This is a genomic window from Janthinobacterium sp. B9-8, from assembly GCF_000969645.2.
In the GTDB taxonomy this organism is placed as follows: domain Bacteria; phylum Pseudomonadota; class Gammaproteobacteria; order Burkholderiales; family Chitinibacteraceae; genus Iodobacter.
In genome coordinates, this window is record NZ_CP014222.1 from 3,881,500 (window position 1) to 3,898,943 (window position 17,444).

The 17,444-nt window shown below is 48.1% G+C and carries 17 protein-coding genes and 1 tRNA gene; 4 read left to right on the top strand and 14 right to left on the bottom strand.

Annotated elements, in window-relative coordinates:
- Positions 1-70: 70 nt before the first annotated feature.
- Complete coding sequence (gene argH, locus VN23_RS17510; protein WP_046353722.1) at positions 71-1,459, bottom strand: argininosuccinate lyase; 1,389 nt, start codon at positions 1,457-1,459, stop codon at positions 71-73.
- A gap of 584 nt (positions 1,460-2,043) precedes the next feature.
- On the opposite strand from argH, the gene VN23_RS17515 reads away from it, so the two are divergent.
- The 3 genes from VN23_RS17515 to ltaE all read left to right on the top strand — a co-directional run bounded on the left by VN23_RS17515 (position 2,044) and on the right by ltaE (position 4,529).
- Complete coding sequence (locus VN23_RS17515) at positions 2,044-2,697, top strand: SPOR domain-containing protein (RefSeq protein ID WP_052746812.1); 654 nt, start codon at positions 2,044-2,046, stop codon at positions 2,695-2,697.
- Positions 2,698-2,714: 17 nt separating this feature from the next.
- The gene (locus tag VN23_RS17520; protein ID WP_046353723.1) at positions 2,715-3,365 is read left to right on the top strand and encodes a thiol:disulfide interchange protein DsbA/DsbL; all 651 of its coding nucleotides are present in this window, start codon (positions 2,715-2,717) and stop codon (positions 3,363-3,365) included.
- Between the two features lie 132 nt (positions 3,366-3,497).
- A complete protein-coding gene (gene ltaE, locus VN23_RS17525) occupies positions 3,498-4,529 on the top strand; it encodes a low-specificity L-threonine aldolase (protein WP_046353724.1) in 1,032 nt (343 codons plus the stop codon).
- A gap of 53 nt (positions 4,530-4,582) precedes the next feature.
- Here ltaE and VN23_RS17530 read toward each other — a convergent pair whose 3' ends face one another.
- The 7 genes from VN23_RS17530 to VN23_RS17560 form a co-directional block, all read right to left on the bottom strand.
- Positions 4,583-5,716: a M14 family metallopeptidase gene (locus tag VN23_RS17530; protein ID WP_046353725.1), complete on the bottom strand. Its 1,134-nt coding sequence runs from the start codon at positions 5,714-5,716 to the stop codon at positions 4,583-4,585.
- A gap of 174 nt (positions 5,717-5,890) precedes the next feature.
- Positions 5,891-6,868 carry a Gfo/Idh/MocA family protein gene (locus VN23_RS17535; RefSeq protein ID WP_046353726.1) on the bottom strand — a complete coding sequence of 326 codons (978 nt, stop codon included), beginning with the start codon at positions 6,866-6,868 and terminating at the stop codon, positions 5,891-5,893.
- 191 nt (positions 6,869-7,059) lie between these two features.
- Entirely contained in the window at positions 7,060-7,656 is a 597-nt protein-coding gene (metW, locus tag VN23_RS17540; RefSeq protein ID WP_046353727.1) for a methionine biosynthesis protein MetW, read from the bottom strand.
- Positions 7,653-8,792 carry a homoserine O-succinyltransferase MetX gene (metX, locus tag VN23_RS17545; RefSeq protein ID WP_046353728.1) on the bottom strand — a complete coding sequence of 380 codons (1,140 nt, stop codon included), beginning with the start codon at positions 8,790-8,792 and terminating at the stop codon, positions 7,653-7,655. The genes metW and metX overlap by 4 nt, the downstream gene beginning before the upstream one ends.
- Before the next feature lie 176 nt (positions 8,793-8,968).
- Positions 8,969-9,784, bottom strand: coding sequence for a glycosyltransferase family 2 protein (locus tag VN23_RS17550; RefSeq protein WP_046353729.1), 816 nt, complete (start codon positions 9,782-9,784; stop codon positions 8,969-8,971).
- Complete coding sequence (locus tag VN23_RS17555; protein ID WP_046353730.1) at positions 9,781-10,980, bottom strand: O-antigen ligase family protein; 1,200 nt, start codon at positions 10,978-10,980, stop codon at positions 9,781-9,783. The genes VN23_RS17550 and VN23_RS17555 overlap by 4 nt, the downstream gene beginning before the upstream one ends.
- On the bottom strand, positions 10,977-11,843 hold the full coding sequence (locus VN23_RS17560; RefSeq protein ID WP_046353731.1) for a glycosyl transferase: 867 nt from the start codon (positions 11,841-11,843) through the stop codon (positions 10,977-10,979). Before VN23_RS17560 ends, VN23_RS17555 begins: the two co-directional genes overlap by 4 nt.
- Before the next feature lie 194 nt (positions 11,844-12,037).
- Here VN23_RS17560 and VN23_RS17565 point away from each other — a divergent pair, with 194 nt between their 5' ends.
- Positions 12,038-12,718: a glycosyltransferase family 2 protein gene (locus tag VN23_RS17565; RefSeq protein WP_231743292.1), complete on the top strand. Its 681-nt coding sequence runs from the start codon at positions 12,038-12,040 to the stop codon at positions 12,716-12,718.
- Positions 12,719-12,974: 256 nt separating this feature from the next.
- Here the strand turns inward: VN23_RS17565 and VN23_RS17570 are convergent, their stop codons facing one another.
- The 6 genes from VN23_RS17570 to VN23_RS17595 form a co-directional block, all read right to left on the bottom strand.
- Positions 12,975-14,000: a CobW family GTP-binding protein gene (locus VN23_RS17570; RefSeq protein ID WP_046353733.1), complete on the bottom strand. Its 1,026-nt coding sequence runs from the start codon at positions 13,998-14,000 to the stop codon at positions 12,975-12,977.
- Between the two features lie 226 nt (positions 14,001-14,226).
- Entirely contained in the window at positions 14,227-14,832 is a 606-nt protein-coding gene (gene pth, locus VN23_RS17575) for an aminoacyl-tRNA hydrolase (RefSeq protein ID WP_046353734.1), read from the bottom strand.
- A gap of 73 nt (positions 14,833-14,905) precedes the next feature.
- Positions 14,906-15,544, bottom strand: a complete 639-nt coding sequence (locus VN23_RS17580) for a hypothetical protein (protein WP_046353735.1) — start codon at positions 15,542-15,544, stop codon at positions 14,906-14,908.
- 98 nt (positions 15,545-15,642) lie between these two features.
- On the bottom strand, positions 15,643-16,224 hold the full coding sequence (locus VN23_RS17585; RefSeq protein ID WP_046353736.1) for a 50S ribosomal protein L25/general stress protein Ctc: 582 nt from the start codon (positions 16,222-16,224) through the stop codon (positions 15,643-15,645).
- A gap of 111 nt (positions 16,225-16,335) precedes the next feature.
- On the bottom strand, positions 16,336-17,286 hold the full coding sequence (locus VN23_RS17590; RefSeq protein ID WP_046353737.1) for a ribose-phosphate pyrophosphokinase: 951 nt from the start codon (positions 17,284-17,286) through the stop codon (positions 16,336-16,338).
- Between the two features lie 64 nt (positions 17,287-17,350).
- Positions 17,351-17,427, bottom strand: a tRNA-Gln gene (locus VN23_RS17595).
- Positions 17,428-17,444: the final 17 nt, after the last annotated feature.

A 17,444-nucleotide genomic window follows, 5' to 3' on the forward strand; every position in this document is an offset into this window, starting at 1 on the left:
TCTGTGCTCTCTGTGGTTCAAGATTTGGGTTTTGTTCGCAACACCTGCTTTATTTGAAATGACTTTATTTTTAGCAGCCCAGCTTTTCACGCCATTTGGCAATTTGCACCAGCACCTGGAACGGCGCAGTGCCACCCACATGGTTACGGGCATTCAGAGAGCCTTCCAGCGTCAGCACTTCAAAAATATCGTCTTCAATCAGCGGAGAGAAGCTTTGCAATTCAACCAATTGCAAATCGCCCAGATCTTTATGCTTTTGCTCGGCATAGCGCACAGCTAAAGCAACGGCCTCGTGCGCATCACGGAACGGAATGCCACGCTTCACCAGATAATCGGCCAGATCGGTTGCAGTAGAAAAGCCCTGTTTTACCGCACGCACCATGGCATCAGGCTTTACAGTAATACCGCGCATCATATCGGCATAAATACGCAGCGTATCTGTGAGTGTATCTACCGTATCAAACAGCGGCTCTTTATCTTCCTGATTGTCTTTGTTGTAAGCCAGAGGCTGGCCTTTCATTAAAGTGAGCAGGGAAATCAGGCTGCCATTTACACGGCCGGTTTTACCACGCACCAGCTCAGGCACATCCGGGTTTTTCTTTTGCGGCATGATGGAGCTGCCGGTACAAAAGCGATCGGCAATATCAATAAAGCCGTAACGCGGGCTCATCCAGAGTATCAGCTCTTCTGATAAGCGCGACAAATGCGTCATCACCAGCGCTGCGGCGGCGGTAAATTCAATCGCAAAATCGCGATCAGATACCGCATCGAGCGAGTTCTGACAGACTTCATCAAAGCCCAGCAATTTTGCGGTGTATTCTCTGTCGATTGGGTAGGTAGTGCCTGCCAGCGCTGCCGAGCCCAGCGGCAAGCGATTCACACGTTTACGTGCATCAATAAAGCGCTCAGCATCGCGGCCCAGCATTTCTACATAAGCCATCATATGGTGGCCAAAGGTCACAGGCTGTGCCACTTGCAAATGGGTAAAGCCAGGCATCACGGTAGAGGCGTTTTTTTCTGCCAGATCAATCAGGGAAACCTGCAGCTCGTGCACAAGGCCAACCAGCAAATCAATTGCGCCGCGCAAATACAGGCGAATATCGGTGGCAACCTGATCATTACGGCTGCGGCCGGTATGCAGGCGCTTACCTGCATCGCCTATCATCTGAGTCAGGCGGCGCTCGATATTCATATGCACGTCTTCTAAATCGAGGCTCCATTCAAACGTGCCTTCACGGATTTCGTTCAGGATATCGGCCATGCCGCCCTGAATAGATTTCAGGTCTTCAACTGACAACACGCCTACTTTATTCAGCATGGTGGCGTGAGCTAAAGAGCCTTGGATATCCACTTCGGCCATGCGTTTGTCAAAATCTACTGAGGCGGTATAACGCTTGACGAGTTCGGTAACCGGCTCGTTAAAACGGCCAGACCACATCTTTTTGCTCTGATCTTGCATGCTTGTTTCCTGATCGAATCTAGATTTAGGACAAATTATATCTGCCATGCTAGATAATACGTAAAATTTCCGCTTAATAAATCATAAGCAGGCATTCAGCTGATGGCGATAGCATGTTGCTATTTTGCCCAAGAAAAGAACCTATACTGAACTTAAAGTAGATTATTGCTTATACAGCCATGAGAATACGCTGTAAAAATACAAAATGCCTTATAAAAACCAAGAACGATGCCTGCTCCAAAAGTGTAAAGAGCCGTATAATCCGCAGCATAAATAGAAGTGACGGCATAATAATGCAAACAACATAAGTAGTTTCATTTAATCATCACAAAAATATAAAAATATCCTGAACCAATATTCGGAATAAAACGGCATTGCAAGCACGCCACTATTTATTAATCGTTTCTTATTTAGCTTAGAAACGTATCTTCTGAACTCAGAATCTTTAAGGAGTTGGACAGACTCTATGTCTATAAGTGCCTAATTCAAATAAGCGCTTTATGCTAACAAGCAGATCTGTCACAACTTAAACCGCCATTGAATACTGAAGCGCCACAGAGAGTAAGCAAGCAATGTCCAGAGACATGAAAAGAACACCTCGCAGCAATACCGGTAACGCCTCAAAAAGCGGAGGCGGAGGGTCCTTGCTCACGGGCTTATTGATTGGCTTATTCGGAGGAGTCGCTGTGGCTGTGGCTGTGGCCGTTTTCTTAAACCGTAGCGGCAATCCTTTTGCAGGCAAAGTCAGCAGCACACCGGCAGATGCAATCTCTTCTGCTCCTGTTGGTTTGCCCCCACAAACTCCAGAAGTCTTATCCCCTGGTGGTAAAAATGATGTGATCATCGTCACACCTACGCCCACCGCCTCGGCCGTTAAAAACGAAAATGGCGAGCGTTTTGATTTTTATAAGATGCTGCCGGAACTTGCAGACAAAAAACCTGCCGAAGCAGCTAAGCCTGCCGAGCCTAAAAAGCCTGAAGCCAGCCCGCCGGTAAAAGTAGAAGTACCAAAAGGGGCATATTTACAAATTGGCTCATTCCAAAATGAACAAGATGCAGATAATCTTAAAGCCAAACTCGCCTTACTTGGCATTGAAGCCAGAATTCAAACCAGTGATATTCCCGGTAAAGGAATCTGGCATCGCGTTCGGCTTGGGCCTTTTAATTCCAGCAATGAGCTGGATAATGCCCGCTCACAACTAAAAGCGAATGGCGTAGATAGCGCCATTGTTAAATAACAAGGTAGGACTTGCGTATGTTAAATACTTGGCTCAAACGATTACTGATTGGCACCACACTGCTGGCTGCAAGCTTTGCCCACGCCGACATCCGTGAAGGCGTTGAATACAAAAAAATGACGAAGCCACAAGCGGTTGCCGTTGCTGGCAAAAGCGAAGTAATCGAGTTCTTCTGGTATGGCTGCCCGCACTGCTTTACCGTGGCCCCTTATGTAGAAGACTGGGCAAGTAAATTACCATCCAATGTTAATTTCCGCCGCGTACACGTTGCATGGCCAGGCCGCAGCGATATGGAAGGCCACGCGAAAATCTTTATCGCCTTGCAGGCAATGGGTCTGGAAGGCAAGCAGCAGCTGGCTGTTATGACCGCCGTGCAAAAAGATCGCATTGAATTACGTAAAGAAGATGTGTTGTTTGACTGGATCAAAAAACAAGGCATCGATGCAGAAAAATTCAAAGCCCAGTACAACTCATTCAGCAGCAGCGCCAATATGAATAAACTGGCGCAAATGACGCGTGATTATCAAGTAGATGGCGTGCCCATGTTTATCATCAATGGCAAATACGTAACCAGCCCGGCGATGGTTGGCAAAGAAGATGGCACCATCACCCAGGTTATTAATGAGCTTCTGGCCAAAGACAAACCTGCAGCGGCTAAAAAGAAATAAATCAGCCCCCTGCAATAAAAATGCCCCGGATATATTCGGGGCATTTTTTACGCCCTAAATCCTGGCACAACAAGGCATACTCAGAAGCCTGATTGTAAGTACAGTGCCATTCCCCCTACAGGAGCGTTAAACATGCAATGGATCGATCTGCGTAGTGACACCGTTACCCAGCCTACACCTGCCATGCGTATAGCCATGATGAATGCAGCCGTTGGCGATGATGTATATGGGGATGACAGCAGCGTGAATGAGCTTGAACGCTTTGCTGCCGAAACACTGGGCTTTGAAGCGGCCCTGTTCGTACCCACAGGCACCTTTGGTAATCAACTGGCATTGTTCACCCACTGCGAGCGTGGTGATGAAGTGATCCTGGGCGAAGACACCCATATTGTCTGGCACGAAGTAGGCGGAGCTGCTGTGATTGCAGGCGTCAATCTGCGCCCTGTTCCCACGCATAACGGTGTGCTGGATGCCGAACAAGTTCGCCGCCGCATCCGCCCCGAAGGCGATATCCACCTGCCGCGCACAAGCTTAATCTGCATGGAAAACGCCCATTCCAGTGGCCGGGTTATTCCGCTCGCCGCCATGCAGGAAGTCTGGGAAACCGCAAAATCTGCAGGGCTGAAAGTTCACCTTGATGGAGCACGGGTCTTTAATGCCGCCACTCACTTAGGGGTTGATGTAAAACAGATCACCCAATACGCAGACAGCGTGATGTGCTGCTTATCCAAAGGCCTGGCGGCCCCAATCGGCTCTATTCTTGCCGGTGATACTGCTTTTATCGCCACCGCACGTAAAAAGCGCAAGCTTCTGGGCGGTGGATGGCGGCAAGCCGGCGTGCTCGCGGCCCCTGCCATGCTGGCGCTTACAGAAATGACCCAGCGCTTGGGGGACGATCATAAAAACGCACAATACCTGGCCGGGCAACTTGCCAGCCTGCCTGATGTGCGTGTTTGCACCGACCAGCTGCAAATCAATATGGTGTTTTTTAAAATCTGCAAAGAGATCGACGAAGCCAGACTGCTTGCCTGCCTGAACGAGTGCGGCATTAAATCAAACGGCACCGAAGACGGCCAATGGCGTTTTGTTTGCCACTGGCAGATCGGCAAAGAAGAGATTGATAAAGTCATTGCAGCAATGAAAGTGGCACTGGCTGCGGCTTAAGGCTTTAGCTTAAGGAGTGGGCACGCCACTCCTTAATTTGCTGACCTTAACGATTACCTTAACTTATCCACAACCGCCAGCAGCGGCAGCAAAACGCTTGCGCCAAACTGGCGCGAACGCTCGCCGTTCCAGCCTACTTCCGGCAATGGGCGTTTAGCAGTGTCTTTAAATGGCATTTCAATGGTGTAAGCCAGGCAATCAAAGGCATCGCCTACCCAGTTGGTACCAATAGTCAGTGTTTCCGGGCCAAATTTGCCTTTTTCATAGCCAAATTCAGTTTGAAAATCCGGGCTTGTTGCCAGCCATGCGGCTTTAAAAGCCTCCTGCAGGCTGGCTTGATGCGCGGAGAAAGACGCATTGTCATCACAGCCCGCCACAAAATTATGCGGAATTGCTTCGTCGCCATGCACATCAAGGAAGGCATCGATACCGGTTTCCAGCATCATCTGACGCACCAGGAATACCTCAGGGCTGCGCTCCATCGCTGGCGTTGCCCATTCGCGGTTCAGATTGGCACCCGCCGCATTGGTACGCAAATTACCGCGCACGCTGCCATCCGGATTCATATTCGGCACGATATAGAACACGGCTTTTTCCAGCAGCACACGAGCCACAGCGTTTTCAGGGTCAAGCAGCGTTTCCAGCAGGCCTTCCACAAACCATTCGGCCATGGTTTCGCCCGGGTGCTGACGCGCGGTAATCCAGATTTTTTTCTTGCCAGGCATTTCCACGCCCACGCGCAGCAAATCCATATCACGGCCATCCAGCGTGCTGCCTAGATGCACCAACTCGCACAGCGGGCTTGCTTCAACGGCCTCGCCAATCAGGCGCATATGGCGCTCCCACGAGTAAGGCTCGAAATAAGCGTAATACACCGATTCGCGCTCCGGGCGGTGATGGATACGCAGCGTTTGTCCATCGTAATCACTGGCCACACGGAACCAGTTTTCAGTGTCGTAGCTGGCCACCGCATTGTAATCAGGCCAGCCATCGGGATATGCGCTGCTGGCGGCATTATCAAAATGGATCACACAGTCCTGATCTTTTGCGCCAAGCAGACGAAAGTGAAACCACTGGCTGAATGGCGAAGCGTTATCGCTGCGGATCTTTAAATGGATATTTTGGGCATCAGCAAGGCTGACAACTTCAATAGCGCCAGAATCAAACTGGCTGGAGATTTTTAGCATGAGCTAACCTTATTAATTAAGAGACATAAAAATTCTGTAGACACAAAGACCAGTGAGAACACAGAGCACAAAGAGAAAACCTTTTCCTAGCCAGTAGGGACAAAGAATTTACAAGATTAAAAGTATGTTTTCTCTGTGTTCTTTGTGTGCTCGGCATCCTCTGTGTCTACAGGTTTAAGGTTTTCCAGCTTCAAACGGATAGACCAAGCCTAGCTCTGCTCTTGCCGCATCCATCATGGCAATCATCGCTCTGGAATGAGCGTAGGGCATCAGCGGGCTTTCGCTTTGGCCTGTGCTTAATAAATGGCAAAAATGCGCTGCTTCGTATTGCAGGCCAGAGCCCGTTGGCGGCATTTCCAGTCTGACTTTGCGGCCATCTTTATAAAAAACGGTGGCGGCAGTCGGATTCCACCATTTTTCGTCCAACACTACATGGCCATCTGGGCCTGCCAACATCGCCTCGCCCGATCCAGCTAAATCAAGGCCGCAGTAAAGCTGGCTGATGCCGCCGCTGTGCTGGCTATTGATGCTGGCAAAAGTATCCACACCACCATTCAGTCGCCCCAAAGCCTGCACATTCTGCACGCCACCTAGCCAATCTACCGCTAAAAACGCGCCATAAATACCGATATCCAGCAGGCCTCCGCCCGCCATTTCAGGCTTTAGCACGGCATGGTCTGGCGCCACATTGGGGTTGGCAAAGCCGCAACGCACAAAAGCAATCGGGCCGATTGGGTCTTCTAATAAGTGCTCACGCAGCGCCTGATACAACGGATAAAACCCCGGCTTCATCGCTTCCATAAACAACTGGCCAGTTTCCGTCGCCACATCCAACACACGTTCCAGCTCGGCAAGGCTGGTAGCCGCTGGCTTCTCGCACAGCACCGCCTTACCCGCCTTCATGGCAGCTATGCTGTACTCAACATGGCTGGTATGAGGCGTGGCGATATACACCGCGTCGATATCACTGGCGAGCAAATCTTCCACGCTGTGATGCACTAAGCCACCATGCTGATCCGCAAAAGCCGTAGCCTTAGCCTGATTGCGGTTCCACACGGCAGCAAGCTGTGCCTGGCCCGGAATTAAAGCCAAGCCCTGAGCAAAGCGATTGGCGATATGGCCAGTGCCGATAATCCCAAAACGAATAGTCATTGAGTGCCTTTGTAATTGGTAAAGAAAACTCACACCTTAAAATACGGAGTAAAAGGAGAACACAGAGATCCACGGAGAAAAGCACAATAGCCAGTTAATTTGAGCGAACAAAACTATATAGTTTTTCTCCGTGAAACTCCGTTTTCTCAGTGGCCTCAGTGCTTCAAAATCTAAGTTTTCTTAAATTACTATTAAACTTTATTAAACCGCACTAAAGCCAAGCTGCCGAGTAGATTAGGCAGGAATTCTACTTTTTCACCCTGATTCAATACCAGTTGATGATCAATTTTTAAGCCTAATTTATTCAATAATTTAGCAAAATCATGCACGGTGCAAAAATGGATATTGGGTGTGTTATACCACTCGAACGGAATCGTTTCTGATACCGGCATTCTGCCCTTGAGGATTTGCCAGCGATTTTCCCAAAAGCCAAAATTAGGAAAGGTTACAATACCGGTTTTACCCACTCTGACCATTTCCTGCAAAATCCCTTCAATATTGTGCATAGCCTGAATCGTGAGGGACAGCACCACATAATCAAAGGAATGGTCTTCAAAAGTCGATAAGCCACTTTCCATATCGCTTTGAATCACATTCACGCCATTGGCCACGCAGCCCACCACGCCATTAACATCGATTTCAACGCCATAACCACTGACTTCTTTTTTGGCCGCCAGCCAGGCCAGCAATTCCCCATCGCCACAACCTAAATCTAATACTCTGGATTGTGGGGCAATCCAATCGGCAATATATTGCAAATCGGGGCGTAAAGTTTTTAGCTCGCTCATTGAGTAATCTCCTTAGCAATCCGCTGCATATAGTTGCGCATAATGGCGTGATAAGGAGCGTCTTCCATTAAGAATGCATCATGGCCGTGTTCTGATTCAATTTCTGCATAAGAAACTTGGCGTTTAGCCGCGAGTAAAGCTTTTACAATTTCTTTAGAACGGGCAGGAGAAAAACGCCAATCAGTGGTAAATGAAACGACCAAAAATTGCGCCTTGGCCTCACTTAAAGCCGCCACTAAATTATTATTGTAATGACGTGCCGGATCAAAATAATCCAGCGCCTTGGTCATCAATAAATAAGTATTGGCATCAAATACTTCGGCAAATTTATCACCTTGATAGCGCAAATACGATTCGATTTCGAATTCCACTTCAAAACCGTATTTATATTCACCCGAGCGCAATAGACGGCCAAATTTCTCGCCCATACCATCGTCGCTTAAATAGGTGATATGCCCCAACATGCGGGCCAATCGAAGGCCTCGGCGAGGCAGGGTATTGTGCTGATAATAATCGCCGCCATGAAAATCCGGATCGGTCAAAATAGCCTGGCGAGCCACATCATTAAATGCAATATTTTGCGCGGTTAATTTAGGTGCAGAAGCAATCACGAGGCAATGGCGAATTCGCTCCGGGTGGGTAATGGACCAACGCAGCGCTTGCATGCCCCCCAAGCTGCCACCAATCACTGCAGCAAATTGGGCAATGCCTAAACGATCGGCTAATCGTTTTTGCGTTTCTACCCAATCCCGTACCAATACCAATGGGAAAGTCGAACCATAAGGCTGGCCCGTGGCTGGATTAATCGAAGAAGGCCCAGTTGAGCCATGACAGCCACCTAGATTATTTAAACCAATCACAAAGAATTTATCGGTATCAATCGGCTTGCCAGGCCCAATCATCGTATCCCACCAACCCGGATTTTTATCATCTACGGTATAGCGGCCAGCCACATGATGATTACCCGACAAGGCATGACAAACCAGAATGGCATTAGATGCATCGGCATTCAGCGTGCCATAGGTTTCATAAACCAACTCGTAATACGGCAGGATAGTGCCGGAAGATAAAGTAATTGGCTCGTCAAAAATCGCCTTTTGAGCGGTGACTAAACCAACGCTGCGAGGTAGCTGCATTGTTTTTCCCAAGTCTAAAAAGCTCAAACTCAACCGAAACCATAAATCTTCAACACGGAGCACACGGAGGAAGGCAAAAACGAGAGTGAACAAATATATAAATCTCTCTCAAGATTTTCTCTGTGAAACTCCGTGTTCTCTGTGTGCTCCGTGGTTTAAGATTTGGGTTTTAAGCCCTATTTATTCAATTGTACTAATTGTGCCCGCTCTGCATCCGACCATTTATCTTCCAGACTAATTAGCTGATCTCTGTCCGCAAAAGGCGGATAACCCGCTTTCATGGTCAGGCGAATATAATGGTGGATAAATACATCCAGGCAAACATGCATCGCGCGCATATCGCCCACTTCCTGTTCGCGCTTTTTAGTACGCAGATATAAATCGAAATCTGCGGCCTGAATGCGCTCATCCCACACGCCAATTTTAGCCAGAGCACTACGGGCTATCATCACCGTATTGCCCACAAAGCCTTCTTTAATCTGATGCTTAAATCGCGTTTGCCTATCAAGGCAAAAACCTTCCCAATTACGATACATCAGCTTATGCATCCAGCTGAGCGTGGTGCGATTAAAACCAAATAAGCCGAGGATGTTTTTAATTTTCTGCCAGCGATGCTTCAATTTTTTAGTGGCTTGGGCATTTTCAATTTGCTCAATTCCACAAACCGTCGCCACCTCTAAGCCATTCGCCGTCATCGATTCAATCAGTTTAATATCCCATTGGGGGGATACGATGATGTCATTATTCAGAAAAGCGAGCCAGTCATATTTTGCAATGGCAATCCCTTGATTCTGGCTATGCGGATAAGCGTAATTCGCATGATTACGAATCACCGTTACCCCTACTGAATCAAAAAATTCCGCGCTGCCATCATTCGAGCCATTATCAATAATAATCAGCTCAAAAGGGTGATGGGTATAACGCTGCAGGTTTTCCCAGAATAATTGATTGACTGCTAATTGATTATGGATGGCGGTAATAATGCTAATCATAAAGAAACCTTACGCTGAAAACTGGAGCCCGCCAACAAGGCGCAAGCCAATAAAACATAAGCCAGGCCCGTAATATTATCTGTAAAAAAGGAATTGGCTAAAGTCGATATACCGTAAGAGCACACCAGCACCAAGCCCAACCAGCGTTCAGCCGAAATAGTATTCCATGCTTGTTTTGCTGTAGCGAGTAAAACTAAAACCAAGGACAACATCCCCACAACACCCAGCTCTACACCCAGCCATAAATAATCATTATGCGGATTAGCAAAAGAGCGGCGCACTTCCGAATCGCCGGCATTCTTTAAATAGTTTTGGGCATAACTACCCGTGCCATGCCCCAGAACAGGCGCTTCTTTAATTAAATCTTTAGCCACTTTATGAAAAAATAATCGTAAACCTACCGAGGTATCAATATCGCCTTTATCGTAGCTTTGTACATCGCTTTGTACCGTGCTCATTCCTGTGCGCAATGAGCTGGAGCCTAAATAAAGTAAGGGGCCCATTACCGCAGCAGCAATCAGCGCAATAAAAAAACCGCGCCTGCCCTGCCATAGCACCACCAATAAGCCTAATAATAAAAGCAGCAATACTTGCGCCGTACGCCCTTTCACCATAAAAAACACATCAAAAATACACAGGGCAATCGTGATTGCAGCTAGCCAGCGCCATGCTGAAGGCAAACGCCCCGCCATCCAATAAGCGGCAATACCACAGGCCAGAAAACTCACAAAGGTACTGTGATAGGTATGGGTTCTAAACACAGAATAATCGCCGATTGCGCCCTGAATAATGGGCGTGCCACTGAGGCCACTGCCAATTGAAAGCACAAGGGTAATCACCGCACCAAGGCCAAAACCCGCTAATAAATACTGGCGAACAGGAGCTAAAGTACATACTGCAAAAAACAAAGGCGCTAATAAATAAGCCCGCATTTTAAGCAACATGCCCAGCGCATCATTGATTGATGCATCAGTCCAGAAAACGCCCAATACAAACAGCGCATACATTAAAAGGCAGGCCTGAATTAAAGGCTGGCGTAATGCATTTGCAATATGTTGGCGGATTTCCGGAGTAAAAATCGCGAATAAAACCAAAACCCCCGCGCTAATATTTTGCATAGCGGTTGAAACAGGAATAGCAAACCCCGCCAGAAAAGCAAACCAGAGCAGAGGCTGCCGAGCGATATTTAAATTCATGCCACCACCAGTCGATAATGTTTTTTAGTTAAATCACGGCCCAGTAATTTTTCTACTTTCATTTGCCAGCGATGACGTTTTTCACGCTTGGATAAACAGTATTGCGGATCGGCCGTGAATACTAATTCGGCATAATCTTGAAACCAAGGCTGAACAATGGCTGGATGTTTGCCTTTAAATGGCTGCAAAATGCTGGCATCAATCTGGCTGTAATCGTGCGCCTTTGGTGTGTGATTCCAATATCGGGAAACCTGGCGAATTTTTTCATTCATTTTTTCGCTGGATCGCACATGGCCGTAATGATAAATCGGGCAACCCACCAAAGCCGCATTTGGATAGCGGCCACGCTTATTCTGATGCATCACCACCCAGAACAAACCATCAGGTGCCCAGCTGCGAATCGTGTTTCTGATAATTCTAGGTGCGCGGCGATACCATGCAGGGCTTTTGGCGACTAAATCCGGGCAACCATAAAAATGGTGATAATCAAACACCAGCGCTTCAACTTCAGGGTTAGCTAAATGCTTTTCCATTGCGGCGCGAATCGTGACCACATCTTCTTCGTGAATAACTTCGTCGCCTTCCAGATAAAACGCCCAATCACCACTGCAATTAAATTGGGCAATCATTTTTTGCTGGGCATAGACATAACCACGGTCTTTCATATCCTCATTCCAGGTGGTTTCAATCACCCGAATCCGCGCATCGCCAATGGAGCGCACGCGCTCCAAAGTATCGTCATCGCTTTTGCCCACCGCCACGACCACTTCATCGCAAACGCTAAGTAAGCTTTTTAAACTTTCAATATAGGGATAGCCAAGCAGGGTGCCATTGCGCAGGAAGGTAAAGCCGCTAACTTTCATAGGGAATCCGTAAAATGTGGGGATCTACTCGGCATTATGTTAATTGAGCCTTGCGGGCAGCCAGCCAATCGGGAGATTATAGCAGCCTCAATACAGCTATCTTGCGTCTTATACGCTCGCACAAAATGTTAAAAATAAGTGGTCTAATTATTACGTTTAATGAAGCGCACAATATCGTTGCATGCCTGCGCTCCATGAAACAGGTTTGCGATGACATTGTGGTGGTCGATTCTTGCAGTAGTGATAACACCGTAGAATTAGCGAGGCAAGAAGGCGCAACGGTGATTTCGCAGCCCTTCCTAGGCGATGGACCGCAGCGCAGTGTGGGTTTGCCGCATTGCCGCCACGATTGGGTACTTAATTTAGACGCCGATGAGCGCTTAGAAGACGATTTAGTCGCTTATTTAAAGAATACTGATTTAAGCCAGCAAAATGTCAGTGCCATTGAAACGCGCCGCCGTAATTATATTGGTAATCAAACCACCCGCTTTGCCGGGCAATATCCGGATTATGTGCGGCGCATTTTTAATAAAACACAGGCTGATTTCTCACCAGCCGCTGCGCACACCAAAATTCAAAGTAATTCATTAAAAAAAATACCCGCGCATATTACCCATTATTCTTATAAAGATTATCCGGATATCTTTAAACGAGCCTGCCTCTACGGCACATGGCAGGCACAAACTATCGCAAAAACCAATAAAAAAATCGGCCCGCTCACGCCTGGATTTCATTGCCTGTTTTCATTTCTAAAACATTATGTGATTAAGTTGGGCTTTCTGGCAGGGCACGATGGATTAGCGATCTCATTAGGAAAAGCCATCGCCTCCTACATCAAATACGCCCATGCGATTGAATTACGTCGTTCACGCTAAAAAGATCTGTAGACACAGAGCACATTAAGAACACAAGGAACTCGGAGAAAACCACAAACAAACAACACCACAAAGAAGTCCTGATTGATTCTGTTTCGTCATTCCCGTGCGGATTGAAATCCAACATTTTTACTGGATCCCCGACAAAACATTCGGGGATGACGATCTAATCAGAGCATCCTTAACTTCATTTTCATTATTTCTCTGTGTTCTGCTTTTAAACTCTGTGTTCTTTGTGTCTACAGACCTTAGTTTTTTAAATCATCGCAGCCAAGATTGCTGCTTCTATCGCCACCCAATCGGGCACGGTATCACCGCTTACAATCACTTCAAAGCGTGAATCTCGGCGATAAGCCGTGGTGGTGGCTCCCAGCATGCCATCTACCCAGTCGAATCGATACCAGTCCCGCTCGGTATGAAATACACCTTTAGCACGGGATAAACCTGCTAATCCCAAGCTTTGCGGGCTAGATAGCGCATCAAATAAATCGGCGAGTTTGGCGCTAAAAAAAAGGGTTTCTGGGGCAAAAATCCAGCCGCAGCTGTGCGAGCCTAAAGCCGAATGGGACTTTTTAATCGGCCAGACCTGCTCTTCTTCCACGGCAGCAACTGGTTTAACGCGTTTGCGCAGATTATTGCTATGAGTGTTAGGCGTGCTGGCGACTGGCCAGCGCTCTGGATGCAGCTCTAAATCCAGCAGAGCAGGATAGAATTCGCCTTGCACCGCTTCTACAATGGCGAGCTTTGGCGGGAACATCGCTTGCGCCATTTTCCAAGCAGCAGCCATTTGATCGACATCGGCCAAATCGGCCTTACTCAGCACAATCACATCGGCCAATTGCAGCTGATCGCGCCATGTTTCATGGCTGGTATAGCGGCTGTCTTGCAAATGCCGCGCATCAAGCAGCGTGAGCACCGCCCGCACATCCAGGGCGGCGGCCAAAAAAGGATCACGCAGTAAATCGATAATCCCCGCCGGATGCCCCAAGCCTGATGGCTCGATAAGTAGGCGATCAGGGCGCTTACCTTTCAGTAATTTAGTCAGTGTGACTCGCAGCATGGGGCTGGTGGTGCAACAGATACAACCGCCGGGTACTTCCGCCACTTGCAAACCATCCGCCGCCACCGACAGGCTGGCCCCATCGATGCCGACTTCACCAAACTCATTCACCACCACCGCCCAGTATTCATCCTGCGGCTTGGTGGCGAGCAGCTTCATCATGGCGGTGGTCTTGCCGACGCCTAAAAAACCGCTGATTAAATTGACCGGAGTGCGATTCATAAATACTCGTTGCTCATTTTATAAAACTACAAACTTCTGTAGACACAGAAAGCGGTGAGAACACAGAGGAATACTTTAAGCTAGTTGAATTAGCTGCTCAATTTTACTGCAGGGCATAATCGCCATCACATGCCGCATACAGCTGCTAGTCATTTCGAGTGCACCCTGCGCTGTTTTCTCTGTGTGCTGCTTTTTATCTCTATGTGCTCTGTGCCTACAGACTTTTTTACTCTGGCTTAGGTTTATTTGGCCTTTGCACGCCAGCGTGCAATTGCTGCATTGCTCCGCCCATATCCCCTGCCAGCATTTTAGGCAGCACATGGTGCGCCTTAATAAACACATCCATGATGCCTTCGAATTCTTCTTTGCGTGGCGGCTTAAGTACAAAATTAGCCACTTCGGCCTTATTGCCCGGATGGCCAATGCCCACGCGTAAGCGCCAGAAATCAGGTGTACCCAAGTGGGCCTGAATATCTTTTAAGCCGTTATGCCCGCCATTACCGCCACCCTGCTTCAGCTTGATCTGCCCTGCGGGGATATCCAGCTCGTCGTGCACCACAAGGATTTCTGTGGGCAATATTTTATAAAACTGCGCCAAGGCCACCACGGATAGGCCGCTGCGGTTCATGAAAGTTTGCGGCTCTAGCAGCCATACATCACTGCCATGCAGGCGAGCTTTAGCAGCCAGTCCGTGGAATTTATTATCGTGGCGTAAAGAGGCATTGGCATCTTTAGCTAATTCATCCACCCACCAAAATCCCGCATTATGGCGGGTTTGCGCGTAATCGCTACCCGGATTACCCAGCCCTACAATCAGTTTAATTTGCGGCATAGTCTTTCAAAAACAGGCGAAAAGGGCTACATGATACCCTAGGCAGCCTGTAAGACTTAAATCCGGCGAGCTACTAAGCGCCCATTTTTTTCAGCGAGGCAAAAGCTGCAGCATTTGGGTGGTGGCGAATGACACGCAAGCTGGCATCGGGTGCCAGATAAATCTTTCCCCATGCAATACGATCTGATTCAATATCAATACTCCAGCCACCAGACCAAGCCCAGCCTGCACTCGCGGGAATCAGTTTAAAGCGCCCGATCCAGCGGCCCGGTGTAGCTGCTGTTGCATCACCCACGCCGGGAACATCAATCGCTGCCTGCCATTCAATTTTGCCAGCGTGATTTCGTAACACTAATTGCTGGGTATTTTCAGATGAATACTGGCTTAGAGTAAAACCCGGCCAAGACCCAAGCAGGCTCAACTCGGCCTGAGCAATGGGCAGGCCTTGCGGTACTTTACGATCCGCAGACACTTGCACATCCGTGAAATAGGGGGCGTAGTCCAAGCCATCTTGCCGAACATGAAAAGGTGAAACGCCCAGCCTTGGCGCCAGCCAATAAATCAAAATAAATAACAACAGCAGTAGCGCCGCCCCCATCACTTTGGCCTTATGCCTCGGTGGGATAACGGGTAAATTAGCTAACCATACCAAGGGGCTCCAGGTAAATGTTTGGATATAGTCCTGACCTGATGACTGCTCTTCTCCACGCATAGCTTTCTCTAATTTTTATTAGAAAGAAAGAATAGCAGAGAGATAGAACTAAAAGACGAAAAAAAACCCGCCGTAGCGGGTTTTTTAAGAGCTAAAACTTAAACAGATTTTGCACCGTTCAAGTTTACAACGCCCAAGTCTTTACCAGAAGCCAACGATACCAATTCGATACCATCAGCAAGCTTGATGTCTGACAAGTGAACTGAAGTCTTCAGAACAGACAAATCAGCCAAATCAACAGTTACGAATTCTGGCAGCTTAGAAGCTACGCAACGAACCATTACTTCGTTCAGCACAGTGCTGATCGAACCACCTTGCAACTTAACACCCAGGCTGTTTTCGCCGTTGATGAAGTGCAATGGTACTTTCAATTCAACAACAGTTGCTTCGTTTACGCGTTGTAAGTCAACGTGCAGAACCAATTGCTTGAACGGGTGGTATTGAACAGCACGAACCAGAACTTGCTCAGCAGCAGCGCCTTCAACATTCAGTGTGATCAAAGCAGTGTGGAACGCTTCTTTTTGCAAAGCGTAATACATGCTGTTGTGATCAAGAGTTACGGCTACAGGGGCTACATCGCCACCGTAAACGATTGCTGGCAAACGGCCGTCACGACGCTGGCGGCGGCTCGCACCCGTACCTTGCGTGTCACGTGCTACTGCATTGATTTCAAAAGTCATGATAAAACTCCATAAGCACTTTGCTTGCCCTCAGGGCTGGCTTGGTGCATTTAAATAAGTGCTGTCCGCGACCAGACAGCACAGTAAGCGGACAAAAGTCCGTAAATCGAATTAATCTACAAACAAGGATGAAACAGATTCATCGTTGTTGATACGGCGCATCGTTTCAGCCAAGAGGCCAGCAATCGATACCACGCGTACACGACCACTATCTTGTGCTGCTTGGCTCACTGGAATAGTGTCAGTCACAACCACTTCATCCAGATCAGATTGCATAATGCGCTCTACAGCAGCACCCGAAAACACGGCATGCGTAGCGTAAGCTAATACGCGCTTAGCACCGTGTTGCTTCAAAGCTTGCGCCGCTTTACACAGGGTGTTGGCGGTATCGATCATGTCATCAATAATCACGCAAGTACGGTCTTTTACATCACCGATAATATGCATAACTTCGGCAACGCCAGCCTTAGGGCGGCGTTTATCGATAATCGCCATATCCACACCCAATTGCTTAGCCATGGCGCGGGCACGTAATACGCCGCCTACGTCCGGGCTGACAACCATCAGGTTTTCATAGCGTTTTTCACGGATATCCGACAGTAATACCGGTGTCGAGTAGATATTATCTACAGGGATATCAAAGAAACCCTGGATTTGATCTGCATGTACATCGACAGTCAGCACACGATCTACCCCAGCCACAGTCAGCATATTTGCGACCACTTTGGCAGAGATAGGCACACGAGCAGAGCGTGGGCGACGATCCTGACGGGAATACCCAAGGTAGGGAATTGCTGCAGTAATGCGGCCTGCAGATGCGCGTTTCAGCGAATCAACAATCAACATCACTTCCATCAGATTATCGTTGGTCGGTACACAGGTGGACTGCAAAACGAAAACATCGCGACCGCGAACGTTTTCCAGCAGTTCAACGGTCACTTCACCGTCCGAGAATCGACCAACCGTGGCACGGCCGATCGAGATGTCCAGGTGATTAACTACGCTATCAGCAAGTTTCGGGTTAGCGTTACCAGTGAACACCATGAGACTATCGTAAGCCATTTCTGTATTCCAGAAGGACGAAAAGCGCGTAATTTTTAAATTACACGCTTTTCTATTCGAATGATGGCAGGGGAAGAAGGATTCGAACCTTCGCATGTCGGAATCAAAATCCGATGCCTTAACCAACTTGGCGACTCCCCTAATGAAACTGCCTAAAC

Bases quoted from the DNA above. Each gene is read 5' to 3' on its own strand.
- argH (WP_046353722.1), bottom strand. From the start codon at position 1,459: ATGCAAGATCAGAGCAAAAAGATGTGGTCTGGCCGTTTTAACGAGCCG.
- VN23_RS17515 (WP_052746812.1), top strand. From the start codon at position 2,044: ATGAAAAGAACACCTCGCAGCAATACCGGTAACGCCTCAAAAAGCGGA.
- VN23_RS17520 (WP_046353723.1), top strand. From the start codon at position 2,715: ATGTTAAATACTTGGCTCAAACGATTACTGATTGGCACCACACTGCTG.
- ltaE (WP_046353724.1), top strand. From the start codon at position 3,498: ATGCAATGGATCGATCTGCGTAGTGACACCGTTACCCAGCCTACACCT.
- VN23_RS17530 (WP_046353725.1), bottom strand. From the start codon at position 5,716: ATGCTAAAAATCTCCAGCCAGTTTGATTCTGGCGCTATTGAAGTTGTC.
- VN23_RS17535 (WP_046353726.1), bottom strand. From the start codon at position 6,868: ATGACTATTCGTTTTGGGATTATCGGCACTGGCCATATCGCCAATCGC.
- metW (WP_046353727.1), bottom strand. From the start codon at position 7,656: ATGAGCGAGCTAAAAACTTTACGCCCCGATTTGCAATATATTGCCGAT.
- metX (WP_046353728.1), bottom strand. From the start codon at position 8,792: ATGCAGCTACCTCGCAGCGTTGGTTTAGTCACCGCTCAAAAGGCGATT.
- VN23_RS17550 (WP_046353729.1), bottom strand. From the start codon at position 9,784: ATGATTAGCATTATTACCGCCATCCATAATCAATTAGCAGTCAATCAA.
- VN23_RS17555 (WP_046353730.1), bottom strand. From the start codon at position 10,980: ATGAATTTAAATATCGCTCGGCAGCCTCTGCTCTGGTTTGCTTTTCTG.
- VN23_RS17560 (WP_046353731.1), bottom strand. From the start codon at position 11,843: ATGAAAGTTAGCGGCTTTACCTTCCTGCGCAATGGCACCCTGCTTGGC.
- VN23_RS17565 (WP_231743292.1), top strand. From the start codon at position 12,038: ATGAAACAGGTTTGCGATGACATTGTGGTGGTCGATTCTTGCAGTAGT.
- VN23_RS17570 (WP_046353733.1), bottom strand. From the start codon at position 14,000: ATGAATCGCACTCCGGTCAATTTAATCAGCGGTTTTTTAGGCGTCGGC.
- pth (WP_046353734.1), bottom strand. From the start codon at position 14,832: ATGCCGCAAATTAAACTGATTGTAGGGCTGGGTAATCCGGGTAGCGAT.
- VN23_RS17580 (WP_046353735.1), bottom strand. From the start codon at position 15,544: ATGCGTGGAGAAGAGCAGTCATCAGGTCAGGACTATATCCAAACATTT.
- VN23_RS17585 (WP_046353736.1), bottom strand. From the start codon at position 16,224: ATGACTTTTGAAATCAATGCAGTAGCACGTGACACGCAAGGTACGGGT.
- VN23_RS17590 (WP_046353737.1), bottom strand. From the start codon at position 17,286: ATGGCTTACGATAGTCTCATGGTGTTCACTGGTAACGCTAACCCGAAA.